The sequence below is a fragment of the Bradyrhizobium sp. HKCCYLRH3097 genome (assembly GCF_051167875.1).
Classification (GTDB): Bacteria; Pseudomonadota; Alphaproteobacteria; order Rhizobiales; family Xanthobacteraceae; genus Bradyrhizobium.
Window position 1 is genome coordinate 188,968 of record NZ_JBNPTX010000009.1, and the last position, 13,398, is coordinate 202,365.

14 protein-coding genes and 1 pseudogene are annotated in these 13,398 nt (G+C 66.1%); 9 read left to right on the plus strand and 6 right to left on the minus strand.

The window, feature by feature from the left end; translation table 11 throughout:
- Nucleotides 1-174: 174 nt before the first annotated feature.
- From ACQR0U_RS22050 to ACQR0U_RS22070, 5 genes and pseudogenes are all read right to left on the minus strand, one after another.
- Nucleotides 175-810: a LysE family translocator gene (locus ACQR0U_RS22050; RefSeq protein WP_315717655.1), complete on the minus strand. Its 636-nt coding sequence runs from the start codon at nt 808-810 to the stop codon at nt 175-177.
- A 169-nt stretch (nt 811-979) separates the two neighbouring features.
- Nucleotides 980-1,201, minus strand: coding sequence for a hypothetical protein (locus ACQR0U_RS22055; RefSeq protein ID WP_315739639.1), 222 nt, complete (start codon nt 1,199-1,201; stop codon nt 980-982).
- A gap of 36 nt (nt 1,202-1,237) precedes the next feature.
- Entirely contained in the window at nt 1,238-1,648 is a 411-nt protein-coding gene (locus ACQR0U_RS22060; RefSeq protein WP_315717657.1) for an SRPBCC family protein, read from the minus strand.
- Complete coding sequence (locus ACQR0U_RS22065) at nt 1,645-1,968, minus strand: ArsR/SmtB family transcription factor (protein ID WP_315717658.1); 324 nt, start codon at nt 1,966-1,968, stop codon at nt 1,645-1,647. The genes ACQR0U_RS22060 and ACQR0U_RS22065 overlap by 4 nt, the downstream gene beginning before the upstream one ends.
- Nucleotides 1,969-2,102: 134 nt before the next feature.
- Nucleotides 2,103-2,216: pseudogene (locus ACQR0U_RS22070) on the minus strand (LysR family transcriptional regulator); the annotation flags it as partial.
- A gap of 119 nt (nt 2,217-2,335) precedes the next feature.
- On the opposite strand from ACQR0U_RS22070, the gene ACQR0U_RS22075 reads away from it, so the two are divergent.
- Both ACQR0U_RS22075 and ACQR0U_RS22080 read left to right on the plus strand, forming a co-directional pair.
- Nucleotides 2,336-2,518, plus strand: a complete 183-nt coding sequence (locus ACQR0U_RS22075; RefSeq protein ID WP_315752580.1) for a hypothetical protein — start codon at nt 2,336-2,338, stop codon at nt 2,516-2,518.
- 38 nt (nt 2,519-2,556) lie between these two features.
- Nucleotides 2,557-3,285 carry a sulfite exporter TauE/SafE family protein gene (locus ACQR0U_RS22080; RefSeq protein ID WP_315752581.1) on the plus strand — a complete coding sequence of 243 codons (729 nt, stop codon included), beginning with the start codon at nt 2,557-2,559 and terminating at the stop codon, nt 3,283-3,285.
- Between the two features lie 62 nt (nt 3,286-3,347).
- On the opposite strand, the gene ACQR0U_RS22085 is transcribed toward ACQR0U_RS22080, so the two are convergent.
- A complete protein-coding gene (locus tag ACQR0U_RS22085) occupies nt 3,348-4,082 on the minus strand; it encodes a metallophosphoesterase family protein (RefSeq protein WP_315717661.1) in 735 nt (244 codons plus the stop codon).
- 1,064 nt (nt 4,083-5,146) lie between these two features.
- On the opposite strand from ACQR0U_RS22085, the gene ACQR0U_RS22090 reads away from it, so the two are divergent.
- The 7 genes from ACQR0U_RS22090 to ACQR0U_RS22120 all read left to right on the plus strand — a co-directional run bounded on the left by ACQR0U_RS22090 (nt 5,147) and on the right by ACQR0U_RS22120 (nt 13,389).
- Nucleotides 5,147-6,295, plus strand: a complete 1,149-nt coding sequence (locus ACQR0U_RS22090; RefSeq protein WP_315717662.1) for a thiolase domain-containing protein — start codon at nt 5,147-5,149, stop codon at nt 6,293-6,295.
- On the plus strand, nt 6,295-6,684 hold the full coding sequence (locus ACQR0U_RS22095; RefSeq protein WP_315752583.1) for a Zn-ribbon domain-containing OB-fold protein: 390 nt from the start codon (nt 6,295-6,297) through the stop codon (nt 6,682-6,684). The genes ACQR0U_RS22090 and ACQR0U_RS22095 overlap by 1 nt, the downstream gene beginning before the upstream one ends.
- A 249-nt stretch (nt 6,685-6,933) precedes the next feature.
- The gene (locus tag ACQR0U_RS22100) at nt 6,934-7,794 is read left to right on the plus strand and encodes a MaoC/PaaZ C-terminal domain-containing protein (RefSeq protein WP_434843857.1); all 861 of its coding nucleotides are present in this window, start codon (nt 6,934-6,936) and stop codon (nt 7,792-7,794) included.
- An 86-nt stretch (nt 7,795-7,880) separates the two neighbouring features.
- The gene (locus ACQR0U_RS22105) at nt 7,881-8,759 is read left to right on the plus strand and encodes an SDR family oxidoreductase (RefSeq protein ID WP_434843856.1); all 879 of its coding nucleotides are present in this window, start codon (nt 7,881-7,883) and stop codon (nt 8,757-8,759) included.
- Between the two features lie 75 nt (nt 8,760-8,834).
- Nucleotides 8,835-9,788 carry a dihydrodipicolinate synthase family protein gene (locus tag ACQR0U_RS22110; RefSeq protein ID WP_315717666.1) on the plus strand — a complete coding sequence of 318 codons (954 nt, stop codon included), beginning with the start codon at nt 8,835-8,837 and terminating at the stop codon, nt 9,786-9,788.
- A 2-nt stretch (nt 9,789-9,790) separates the two neighbouring features.
- A complete protein-coding gene (locus ACQR0U_RS22115) occupies nt 9,791-10,594 on the plus strand; it encodes an NUDIX hydrolase (RefSeq protein WP_315717667.1) in 804 nt (267 codons plus the stop codon).
- Between the two features lie 113 nt (nt 10,595-10,707).
- Nucleotides 10,708-13,389: a PAS domain S-box protein gene (locus ACQR0U_RS22120; protein WP_315827826.1), complete on the plus strand. Its 2,682-nt coding sequence runs from the start codon at nt 10,708-10,710 to the stop codon at nt 13,387-13,389.
- Nucleotides 13,390-13,398: the final 9 nt, after the last annotated feature.

The window sequence follows — 13,398 nt, forward strand, 5'->3', positions numbered from 1 at the left end:
GGCCTTCGTGATGCCGTGCTTTTCTCTTCCCGCGACGGACGTATAAGCTCGTGCGATTGAGGTTGGCGCCAGGCATCCCTCGGCCGCGGAGGAGCTGGTGACGATGCGCACGGTGACCGAGCGCCACATGCGGCGGTCGGCGGAGTAGGTGGACGACCGCGACGCGCGGCCGGGTCAGGGGCCGGCTCGCCGGTAAAGCGCAAGGGCGCCGGCAAGGCTCAGCAGCGCGCCGCCGCAGATGCGATCGAGCCAGAGGGCACCGGAGCGCTTGAGGAAACGCATCGCTTGCGAGCCCGCGCTCGCGTAGGCGAGCATGATCAGGACATCGAGCATCGCGAAGGTGAGGGCCAGCGTGAGATATTGCGGCAGCTGCGGCGCGGACGGCACCACGAACTGCGGCAGGAATGCCGAGAAGAACAGATAGCCCTTTGGATTGGTGATCGCGACGAGGAAGCTTTTCAGAAACAGCGCGTGCGGCTGTCGTGACCCGTCCTTGCCGTCTGCGGACGCCGCAAGGTCGATCGACCCGCTGGACCGCAGCAGCATCAGCCCGAGATAGGCGAGGTAGGCCACGCCGGTCCACTTCACGACCGAGAACCAGAATTCGGAAGCGGCCAGCAGCGCGCCCAGGCCGACCGCGACGGCGCCGATGAGGATGAAGTCCGAAGCCACCGCGCCGGCGATGCCGGCCCAGGCGCGGCGTACACCGACACGCGAGCCGTTGGTGAGGGCCAGCAGCACCGTCGGACCGGGGGTCGCGATCCCGATGAAGGCGACGATGGCGAAGCTGAAGAGCGTAAGAGCGTTCACGTCAGAATAGCCTCGTTGGCGGAAGACGCGGCAATAGGGCGCGGTTCGGCCGCGAACGCAAGACGTTCCTTGGAGGCGGCCAGCGATCGTCTTCGCTGACGCACGCTCGACCTGCCGGATCGCCAAGAGGCTTGACTCCCTCCGGAAAACGCCGGGCGCGATTGCCCGTTCAGCGCTCCACCCGCGAGGCGGTCAACTTCGTCGCGACGTAGGGCAGCGCGAACAGATACAGCCCCGTGCCGAGCAGCACGATGAGCGGAATCAGCGCCAGCAGGCCGACCCACAGCGGGGCTTGCGTCTGCGTCATCGCGGCGATGTTGACGATGACGGCGACCGTGAAGGCGATTGATACCCAGCGATGGACCTGCCGGACGGTGTTGTTCCAGTTCAAGTGCTTCTCCCCTGATGACGTCGTGATGCGCACGCCTCAGCCGAGGCGCGCGACGCTCTGTTCGAGCGCATCGAAGAATTTCGGCCAGCCGTAGCGTGCGCCCTGATAGGCGCGGGTCTGGTCGGCTGCGAAGCCGGTCTGCTCCATGCGCAGGTGCGTGCCCAAGGCGGTCGGCGTCAGCGTCCAGGTCACGACGCTGTCGAGGCCGGCCGCCGCCCAGGTGTAGGACAACGTCTTGTGCGGCTCGATGGTCACGACCTGGCAGTCGACGACGCCCCAGTCGGCCTTCAGCTTGAAGCGATGATCGACCGACGGCGCAAAGTCGTTGGTCATCAGCCACTCCGCGATCAGATGCGGCTGCGTCAGCGCGCGCCAGAGTTTTTCGGGCGGATGCGCGAATTCGCGCTCGACGACGACGGTGCGGGTTTCTGGCGCGGGTGAGCTCATTGATCCATCCTGTTGAGCAGAGTGTCGAGCTGGTCGAACCGGCTCTCCCAGAACGCAGCCATCCGGCTCGTCCAGTCGAGCAGCGGCGCCAGCGCCTTGGGTTGCGCGCGGTAATGCGTCTGGCGGCCTTCGTGACGCTCCCGCACCAGGCCCGCCTGCTTGAGCAGGCCGAGATGCTTCGACACCGCCGGCTGCGATACGCCGGCCTTGGCCGTCAGCGCCCCGACGGTCTGCTCGCCATGCCGGCACAGGCCTTCGAAGATGGCGCGCCGCGTCGGGTCGGCAAGCGTTCGGAACAGCATGTCGGGAGAGCGCGGCATTCGATCCATAACTCATTGGTTATGGATTGACGCATAACCGGTTGGTTATGGATTAGTCAAGCGGAATCCTTCGCCGGTCAGGCGCGATGGCGTAGCGCCTCGCACAGAACCGCGAAGGCGGGTGTGGTCTGCCCGACGAGCTCGCTTTCGATCTTCTCGGACCGCGGCCCGATCCGGTGCAGCAGACGCTCGCCGGCCTCGGTGGGAGCGACCGATCGCGTCGTGCGCGACAGCAGCCGCACGGCGAGCAAACAAGACTCCGCCGCCGAACACGCCTTCGTGACGAGCTCCGGGATCACGGCACAAGGGACGGCCAGGGGACGTCGCGGTGCTACCAGCCTGACAGCAGTAGCTGGAGGTGACGGAGATGCAGGCCAACGAGACCCCGCCGCGGCGCAAGCTGTCGATCACGCCGCAGGCGGCGCTGGCGGCGAGCGTCCTCGCCATCTTTCTGCTCCTGCACGTTGTCGCCGGTGCGATCCTGCGAGGTGCTGCCATGCGGGACGGCACGCAGGCGAAGCCGGTTTCGACGCTCCCATCCCACGATTGAAGCTCGCTCATTTCAACCCTCATCAGCCGGAGATATTCATGCCCGGGCTTGCCTCTTTCTTGTTGCTCAGCGCCGCCGTGTTCTCTGGCGCCTTCGTTTCCGGATTGGCCGGATTTGCCTTCTCGGCCGTGGCCGGCGCGATCCTGCTGCATGGTCTGCAACCGCTGGAGGCGGTGCCGCTGATGATGGCGTGCAGCGTCGGCGTGCAGGCGACGAATCTGTGGGCGTTGCGCAACAGCATCCGGTGGAAGGACAGCCTGGTCCTGATCCTGGGCGGGCTGCTCGGCGTGCCCTTGGCGCTCTGGCTGCTGCACAACGCGGACGCCCGGCTGTTTCAGCAGGTGTTCGGAGCGACGATTGCGATCTACGCCGCCACCATGCTGTTCAAGCCCGGCCTCGGCAGCGTTCGACGCATGAGCAGACATCGCACGGCGATCGTCGGATTCGGCGGCGGTCTGATCGGTGGCCTGACCGCGATGCCCGGAGCACTGCCGACCATCTGGTGCGAGATGCACGGCCTGCCGAAAACCGACCAGCGCGGCCTAGTGCAGCCCTTCATTGCCGTGATGCAGATCGCCTCGCTGGGGATGATGCTGGCCCGGCAGGACCTGTCGTCGAGGGTGATCGTCGATCTCGCGCTGAGCATTCCGGCTCTGCTCGCCGGCACGGCGCTCGGCATCTTCGCCTTCCGCAGGGTCAACGACACCTTGTTCAGGAGGCTCATCCTGAGCATTCTGCTGCTGTCCGGTGTGCTGCTTGTTGTCTGACCCCCGGCCGGCTCAATCGCGCCGGCGCCGACACGCCCTGCGATGAGGGCCGGCGACGGCCGTCACCCGACCCAGCCGGTCGCGATGGCATTCGCCCAGTCGTGCATGCCCTTGCGTCGTGCGAGTGCCGCCATCGGCGCGGGATCGTACGGCACATAGCGGATTGTCAGCGACCACCGTCCAAGCCGTTGCTCCGCGATCGCATAGCAGGCATCGGGCGTCCCGGTCTCGACGTGGTAGCCGTGCGGAGGGCGGCCGCGATAGCCGGGTAGCCCGACGCTGCCGGGATTGACGACGAGCCGGCCATCGCTGAGCCGGACAATGCGCGGAATGTGGCTGTGTCCGCACAGGATCAGCGAGGCATCGATGCCGGCGGCCCGTGCTTCGATACGCGCAAGGGGGCTCTGACGCAGCGTGCCATAGGCGGTGACCTCATCGAGCCAGAACACGGCGTCGTCGTCCGGCGCGGCATGGCACAGGAAGACGTCGTCGTGATAGATCAGCGTCGCCGGCTGCGCCGCCAACCAGCCGACATGCACCTGATCGAGGGCGCGGACGTCGCTGCGCCCCGTGTCTCCCGCACGATAGAGATCGATCATGTGCCGGTCCTGATCGCCCCGGATCGACGGAAAGTCCCGCGCCATCAGCATCTCCGCCGTTCGAACCGGTTCGAGCGGGCCGCTGAGATGATCACCGAGATTGACGACCTCATCGATGCCGAGCGCCGCAATGTCCTTCAGGACCGCGGCCAGCGCGTCGGAATTTCCGTGAATGTCGGCAATGGCCGCAAACCGCATGGGAGCCTCCGTTCAGAGAACGGCCGGCAGGGATTTTCCATGCGGGACCCGTTCGCTTTAGCTGCATTTTGAGACGCGCCCGCAAGCTGATGGTCAAATCGGCGCTTGACGGTGTTGATAGCATGGGCCGTCGGGGGCGAACAACCTGTAGGCAGCAGGCGTGCAGCTCGAGCCGTGTTGCCGCTGATCTCTGAAACGCTATTCTCCGGCGCCGCCCTTGTTGTCGTGCGGTAGCGACCGCAGAGCGGTTTGGAATATCTCGGCTGCTTCGTTGGAGCGGTTCTGCAAGCACCATTCCAGCCCAAAGATTTCTCTTTACGAATATCAGAAATCATGCTCTATTGTGCGTATCCCGCCTCGGTACGGAGGGGCGTAGCGCGCGATCGTCACGACACGCGGGGCGGGGAGCGATGGCCGTGGTTTTGCCGCAGCGTGTCCCTGGATGCGCGGACGAACGGCGAGGCCGCGGACGCGAAGTCGCAGCGTGCTGGCACCCCGACGCTGGTGCTACGTTCGCGACGGCGCTTGCGCGCCGCGCGGGCAATGGTGGCCAACAAGCCCGGCGCACCAGGCAGACTGCGTATAAGCGTTAAGACCATCGCGCAGGGAAGGCCGGGCGTTCTCGGCTGCACCTGTGGTACCTGCCGCCTGCATTTTTTTCGCAGGCGGGCCGCAGGCGTCAGCCGACGCCTGGCCTTCCCTGCGCCCTCCGACTTGATGAGGGCAAACGAGATGAGCATGACTCGGGCAGGATCTGTCGCGGGAACGAGAAAGCGCGGCTTTTGCAAGAGGCCGACCACGCACTCAGATGTCATCGCCCGGCTTGAACGGGCGATCGAGTACGCCGCGGCGTCTCGATTCAATCGTTGCGATCCCTGGACGACTGGACGTCCGGTCAGCCGGACGATGACCGCGTGGGCGCTGTCGCGTGCAACATCGAAATATGTCGCTGGGGTGCGACCATCTCCACCCTGCGGAATATTTTCCACGCTTGCCAAGCTCTATCCAACGGTCCAAAAAATCTCCAACCACCCGGGACGAAACGACAGGAAGCGGAGACGGAGTTGACCATCAAGGGCAAGGCCTACATTGCCGGGATCTATGAGCATCCGACCCGGCATGCACCCGACAAATCCACCGCGCAGCTGCATGCCGAGGTCGCCAAGGGCGCGCTCGAGGATGCGGGTCTCAGCGCGAAGGATGTCGACGGCTATTTCTGCGCCGGCGATGCGCCGGGCGGCGCGTGGCCGATGGTCGACTATCTCGGGCTGAAGGTCCGGCACATCGACTCCACCGAGACCGGCGGCTGCTCCTATCTCATCCATGTTGGCCATGCCGCCGAGGCCATCGCCGCCGGCAAATGCTCGATCGCGCTGATCACCTTGGCCGGCAAGCCGCGCACCGGGCCGATGCCGCCGCGTGCCGCTGGCGCCGAGGCCGATTTCGAGATGGCCTATGGCGCCACCACCCACAACGCCTATGGCATGTGCGCGATGCGCCACATGCACGATTACGGCACCACGTCGGAGCAGCTCGCCTGGATCAAGGTCGCGGCCTCGCATCATGCGCAGTACAATCCGCATGCGATGCTGAAGGAGGTCGTCACGGTCGAGGACGTGATCAACTCGCCGATGATCTCCGATCCGCTGCACCGCATGGATTGCTGCGTCGTCACCGACGGCGGCGGCGCGCTGATCGTGACCACGCCGGAGATCGCCAGGAGTCTGAAGAAGCCGCTGGTGCGTCTCATCGGCCATGGCGAGGCGATGAAGGGGCCGCGCGGCGGCAAGGACCTCGATCTCACTTATTCCGCCGGTGTGTGGTCCGGCCCGCGCGCCTTCGCGGAAGCGGGCGTGACCCCCAAGGACATCAAATACGCCTCGATCTATGACAGCTTCACCATCACCGTGCTGATGCAGCTCGAGGATCTCGGCTTCTGCAAGAAGGGTGAGGGCGGCAAGTTCGTCGCCGACGGCAATCTCATCTCCGGTGTCGGCAAGCTGCCGTTCAACACCGATGGCGGCGGCCTCTGCAGCAACCATCCCGTCAACCGCGGCGGCATGACCAAGGTGATCGAGGCCGTGCGCCAGCTGCGCGGCGAAGCCCATCCCAAGGTGCAGGTGCAAAACTGCGATCTCGCCATCGCCCATGGCACCGGCGGCCTGCTCGGCGTGCGCCACGCCGCCTCGACCTGCATTCTGGAGCGCGTCTGATGTCCGAGGCGAAGAAACTGCCGGCCCCCATCACCAATCCCGAGACCAAGGCGTTCTGGGATGCCGCGGCCGAGGGCAAGTTCATGATCAAGCGCTGCACGGCCTGTGGCGAGGCGCATTATTTTCCGCGCTCGATCTGTCCGTTCTGCTTCTCGGACCAGACGGTGTGGGAGCAGAGCGCGGGCGAGGGGGAAATCTACACGTTCTCGATCATGCGGAAGTCGCCGACCGGCCCTTACGCGATCGGCTACGTCACCTTGAAGGAGGGCCCGTCGCTGCAGACCAATTTCGTCGATTGCGATTTCGACGCGTTGAAGATCGGCCAGAAGGTGAAGGTGGTGTTCAAGCCGACCGACGGCGCCCCGCTGCCGTTCTTCACGCCGGTTTAGGAGAGGGAGCAAAGATGCATCCACGCGTCATTGCGAGGAGCGAAGCGACGAAGCAATCCAGAGTCCTTGCGCAGCCCTGGATTGCTTCGCTCCGCTCGCAATGACGGATGCGGAACGAGCGGTGTGCTCCACGACGAGTGCGTAGGGTGGGCAAAGGTGCAGAGCGCCGTGCCCACCGTTCTACTAAGAAAGGCGGTGGGCACGCTTCGCTTTTCCCACCCTACAAAGAACGAGGTTTGGGGAGGCAACATGCCGATCAACTACGATGAGCTGATGGCGATGAAGGCGATCGGGCAGAACTACGCCTACACCGATCGCGAGGTGATGCTCTACGCCTACGGCATCGGCATGGGGGCCGATCCGATGGACGAGAAGGAGCTTGCCTTCGTCAACGAGGCCACGGCCGAGCCGCGTCCACTGAAGGTGGTGCCGACCTTTGCCTCCGTCGCCGCCTGGGGCGCAAGCCCCGGCGACATGAAGCTGAACCGCGTGCTGGTCGTCGACGGCGAGCGCGACATCACCTTTCACAAGCCGCTGGCGACCGCCGCGAAGATCACCGCCGATTCCTCCGTGCTCGCGGTGTCCGACAAGGGCAAGGACAAGGGCGCCGTGATCCGTCATCAGACGATCCTGCGCGACGAGAGCGGCGCTCCGTTGGCGACGCTGGTGGCCTCGCGCTTCGCCCGCGGCGATGGCGGTTTCGGCGGTCCCTCGGGCGGCATCCCGGAGCCGCATCCGGTGCCGTCGCGTGCACCCGACCGCAGCGTCGAGATTTCGACGCGGCCCGACCAGGCGCTGATCTACCGCCTGTGCGGCGACCGCAACCCGCTGCACTCCGACCCCGAGTTCGCGCGCCGCGCCGGCTTCCCGCGGCCGATCCTGCACGGCATGTGCACCTATGGCCTGACCTGCCGGGCCGTGCTGCAGACCTATGCCGACTACGACGCGTCAGCGTTCCGGCAGCACGCGGCGCGGTTCTCCTCGCCGGTGTTTCCCGGCGAGACCGTGACGGTCGATCTGTGGAAGGACGGCGACGTGATCTCGTTCGAGGCGCGGGTGAAGGAGCGGAACGTCACCGTGATCAAGAACGGCAAGACCGTGCTGGGTTGATTATTGCCATGTGAGGCACGTCTGTTAGTTGCCGTCAAGCCCGGCCATGACGGGCAACAAAAGACACGGCGCAGGAGGAGACACCCATGGGACTGCTCGACGGCAAGGTGGCGCTGATCACCGGCGCAGGTGGCGGTCTCGGTGAGGCCTATGCAAAACTATTCGCACGCGAAGGCGCGGCGGTGGTCGTGAACGACCTCGGTGGCCCGCGCGACGGCTCCGGCTCGGACCTGTCGATGGCCGAGCAGGTGGTGGCGGCCATCACCGCTGAAGGCGGCCGCGCCGTCGCCAACGGCGCCGACGTCTCGACCATGGCCGGCGGCCAGTCGGTGTTCGACGATGCCATCCGCCATTTCGGTCGGGCCGACATCCTGGTCAACAATGCCGGCATCCTGCGCGACCAGACCTTCGCCAAGTCGAGCGAGGCCGACTGGGACAAGGTGGTCCAGGTGCACCTCAAGGGCACGTTCTGCTGCACGCTTCCCGTGTTCCGCTGGATGCGCGACAATGGCGGCGGCGTCATCGTCAACACCTCCTCGACCTCGGGCCTGATCGGCAATTTCGGCCAGTCCAATTACGGCGCCGCGAAGGGCGGTATCTGGGGCCTGTCGAACGTGCTGGCGATCGAGGGACGCAAGTACAACATCCGGGTGTGGACCTTGGCGCCGGGCGCACTGACCCGCATGACCGCGGACCTGCCGCGCTACAAGGAAAACCCGGGCGCGGCGCTGACGCCCGAGGGCATCGCGCCAGCCGTGCTCTACATGGTCAGCAGACTCTCGGGGGATCAGACCGGCAAGGTGCTCGGCGTGTCCGGTCCGCGCGGCGTGCGCGAGTTGCGTATGATGGAAATGGACGGCTGGAAACCGCCGTCGTCGGCGTGGAAAGCGGAGGACATCGCCGCCCATGCAGAGGAGATATTCTTTTCGGAGGCCGATATAGCCAAGTCCGCACGGCGGTTTTGATGTATTCAGGTCGTCATTCCGGGCCTGCGCCTGGCGCGTCCGGAATGACGCCAGAGAGATTGGAGACCAGACGAGATGAAGCTCACCGCCGCCGCCAAAGGCACCTTCGCGATCGCGCCGACGCCGTTCCATGATGACGGTCGCATCGACGAGGCCTCGATCGACCGGCTGGTCGATTTCTATGCCGAGGCCGGCTGCGACGGCATCACCGTGCTGGGCATCATGGGCGAGGCGCCGAAGCTGGACGCCGCTGAATCCGAGCAGGTTGCAGTGCGCTTTGCCAAGCGGGCCAAGAACCTGCAGATCATCGTCGGTGTCTCCGCGCCGGGTTTTGCCACCATGCGCGCGCTGGCGCGCGCCTCGATGGATGCGGGCGCTGCCGGCGTGATGATCGCGCCGCCGCCGAGCCTGCGCACCGATGATCAGATCACGGGCTATTTCAAGCAGGCCCAGGAGGCCATCGGCGAGGACATTCCGTGGGTGCTGCAGGACTACCCGCTGACGCTGAGCGTCCAGTTCACGCCGGCCGTCATCCGCAAGATCGTCATGGACAGCCCCTCCTGCGTGATGCTCAAGCATGAGGACTGGCCGGGCCTGGAGAAGATCTCGACGCTGCGCGCGTTCCAGAAGGACGGCTCGCTGCGGCCGCTGTCGATCCTGTGCGGCAATGGCGGCCTGTTCCTCGACTTCGAGATGGAGCGCGGCGCCGACGGTGCCATGACCGGCTATGCCTTCCCTGAAATGCTGGTCGACGTGGTCAAGCTGTCGCAGGCGGGCAAGCGCGACGCCGCGCATGACCTGTTCGACGCGCATCTGCCGCTGGTGCGCTACGAGCAGCAGCCGGGGGCAGGGCTCGCCGTGCGCAAATACGTGCTGCAGAAGCGCGGCGCGATCGCCTCCAGCGCGCAGCGCAAGCCGGCCTCCGCGATCACGGCCGCGGCCAGGGCCGAGGTCGACTATCTCTTGTCGCGCGTGGCGCGTTACGACGCGCGTGCCAATCTGCAACCTCGTGCCACCGCCGCGGAGTGACCATGGCTGACGCTGCCGCCGTCCGTCCCGCCTCGACCGTGCTGCTGCTGCGCGACAGCGCAGTCGCGCGCGAGATCGAGGTGTTCATGATGGTGCGTCACCATCAGATCGAGTTCAACTCGGGCGCCCTGGTGTTTCCCGGCGGTAGCGTCGACAGAGGCGATCAGGAGATCGCCGGCAGGCCGGAGCTCTATGCCGGCGACGAGGGTCTTGAAGCCGAGGCGCTCGGCTTCCGCATCGCCGGGGTGCGCGAGACCTTCGAGGAGAGCGGCATCCTGCTGGCGCGGCTGCGCCGATCGGACGCGCTGATCGATGCCGCTGCCGCTCGCGACATCGAGGCGGCGCATCGTCTGGCACTGTGCGAGGGCAAGATCAGCTTTCTCCAGGTTCTGGAAGCTCACGGTCTGGTGCTGGCGCTCGATGCGCTCGTTCCCTACGCCCATTGGATCACGCCCGAGGGCATGCCGAAACGCTTCGACACCTGGTTCTTTCTGGCGGCGGCGCCGCCGGACCAACTCGGCGCCCATGACGGCCGGGAATCGACCGACTCCGTCTGGGTCTCGCCGCGCGAGGCGCTGGCTGGCGGCGAGGACGGCCGGTTCAAGCTGCCGTTCCCGACCACGCGCAACCTGATCCGGCTCGGCAAGCAGCCCGCGGTGGCCGACGCCCTGGCGGCGGCGCGGGACATGGACATCGTCACCGTGATGCCGGTCATGACCAAGACCGCCGAGGGCGGTCGCCAGCTGCGCATTCCGCGCGAGGCGGGCTATGATGGGGAGGTGTTCGAGTTCGGTGCGGCCGGTTAACCGCACAGGCTATTTTTCGTCCGGCGGATGATGCGCGGACGAAAATTGTTCTCTATATGTTCATTTGGCCGCCCAGCGGCTCGTATATAGTGCGGTTCCGACCATCGGATCCCATGAGTAGATTACCGGACCTCGACACGGCCTGCAGCAGCCTCCGATCGATGACGATCGGGCGGATGATCTTTGGCAGCTTTTTGCTGCTGCTTGCCGTTATCACCGCGACCAGCATGGCGAGCGTGATCGCCATTCGGCATATCGATTCGACCTTTGCCGAGTTGCAGCGGCTGCAGGGCGTCGGCGATCTCGCCGAGGAGATCGACCAGCGCATGAACGAGCTGCGGCTCGCGGCGCGCGATTTCGTCACCGATCCCGGCTCGCGCTCCGACCGTGCCATGGAGGCGGCGACGGAGCTCAGCGCGCTCCTGAAGAAGACGCGCCTGCAGCTCGCACCGGAGCAGCAGGCGACCATCGACGGCGTTGCCCAGCGGCTCGCCAATTACCGCGAAGGCATCGACCGCATCAGCGCGCTGATCGCGCGGCGTGCCGAGCTGCTGTCGGGTTTGCCGGCGGCGCGCGAGAGCTTCGAGGACGCCATCGCCGGCCTGACTGATCGCGCCACGGCGCGGGCCTTGTTCCAGGTGCAGAATCAGGTCGGCGCGGCGCTGCTGGCGCGCGACCCGGCTGGCGCCGAGCAGGCCGCCCGCAGCATGCGCGCAATGCCGATCGAGGACAGCGCGCTTCGTGCGGCCGCCGACCGGTATGCCGAGGCGATCATCGCCATTGCCGGCACCGAGGACGAGATCGCGCGCCTCGACAAGGAGGTGCTGGGCATCGAGGGGCGACTGATCGGCCGGGTCACCGAGTTGCTGCGCGCCCTGAGCGCAAGCCAGGGCAAGGTGCTGTCGCGCGACTTCGCCCGCACCTTGGCGGAGACGAAATGGCAAAGCATCATCTTCGGCACGGCGGGCGTTCTGATCGGCATCTTCGCTGCGTCCTTCGTGGTCCGGCGCACCGTGCGGCCGCTGGCCTCGATCGCGCGCTCGATCAGGGCGCTGGCGGCGGGCGAAAAGGCGGCGTCGATCCCGCAGACCGACGTTCAGAACGAGATCGGCGACATCGCGCGGGCGGCGGAAGTCTTCCGGCAGACTTTGCAGGATGCCGACGCGGCGCGTGAGGCGGCGGTCCGCGCGCTGGCCGAGCAGCGGCTGGCCGAGGAGAGCTATCGCAAGCTGTTCGAAGCTTCGATCGACGGCATCTATGTGACCACACCGAGTGGTCTCGTGCTCAATGCCAATCCGGCGCTCGCGCGCATCATGGGCTACGAATCCGCGAGCGAGCTGATCCAGAGCGTCAACGACATCGCGGATACGATCTATGTCCATCCCCTGGCGCGCGAACGCTATCAGCGGCTGATGCGGCGCGACGGCATGGTGCGCGAGTTCGAATACCAGGTGCGGCGGCGCACCGGCGAGATCCGCTGGCTTTCCGACAGCGGCACGGTGGTGCGGGATGAGAACGGCGAGGTGGTTCGCTACGAAGGCGTGGTCCGCGACATCACGGATCAGAAGCGCGCCGAGGACGCGATCGCTGAAGGCCGGCGATTGCTGCAGCAGGTCATCGACACGGTGCCGGCGGTGATCAACGTCAAGGATCGCGAGCTGCGCTATGTCCTGATGAACCGCTACATGGCCGGCATCTTCAACGTCGAGCCCGAGGATGCGCTCGGCCGCACCACGGGCGAGCTGATGTCGCGCTACGGCGCGAACAAGACGGACTCGAACGACAAGCGCGTGCTGGCGACGAAGGCCGGCCTCGGGTTCTACGAGGAGGAATACCTCGATTCATGCAACGTCATGCGGCAATGGCTGGTCAACAAGCTGCCGCTTCTCGACGCCGACGGCGAGGTCGACAAGATCGTCACGGTGGCGCTCGACATCGGCGAGCGCAAGAAGAGCGAACTGGAGATGCGCAAGGCCAAGGAGGCCGCCGAGACGGCGCTCCGGAACCTGCGCGACACCCAGGCCTCGCTGATCGAAGCCGAGAAGCTCGCGGCGCTCGGGCGTATGGTCGCCGGCGTTGCCCACGAGGTCAACAACCCCGTCGGCATCAGCCTGACGGTCGCCTCCGCGCTCGAGCGCAAGACCGAGCGCTTCGGCGAGGCGGTCACCCGGGGTGAGCTGCGGCGGTCGAGCCTCAACGAGTTCATCGAGATGAGCCGCAGCGCCGCGGGGCAGCTCGTCGCCAACCTCAATCGCGCGGCCGAACTGATCCAGTCGTTCAAGCAGGTTGCAGCGGACCGCAACTACTCCGATCAGCGCACCTTCGATCTCGCCGATCTCACCGAGCAGGTGGTGATGAGCCTGCGCCCGGGTGTGCGCAGACAGAACCTGACGGTGAACGTGGATTGCCAGCCCGATCTGGTGATGAACAGCTACCCCGGGCCTTACGGGCAGGTCCTGACCAATCTGTTCCTCAATGCGGTCGCGCACGCGTTTCCGGACGGCAGGAGCGGTGTGATCGAAATCAGGGCGCGGGAGTCCGGCCGCGACAATGTCGAGATCGTCTTTTCCGACAATGGCTGCGGCATGTCGCTCGACGTCCGCCGCCGCGCCTTCGATCCTTTCTTCACGACGCGCCGCGACCAGGGCGGCACCGGCCTGGGCCTTCACATCGTCTACAGCATCGTGACCAGCCGGCTCGGCGGCCGGCTCGATCTGGACTCCGAGCCTGGCGCGGGCACGCGCATCCAGATCATTCTGCCGCGGGTCGCACCTCTCGAGCAGGCGGCCGAGTAGGGAGATCTG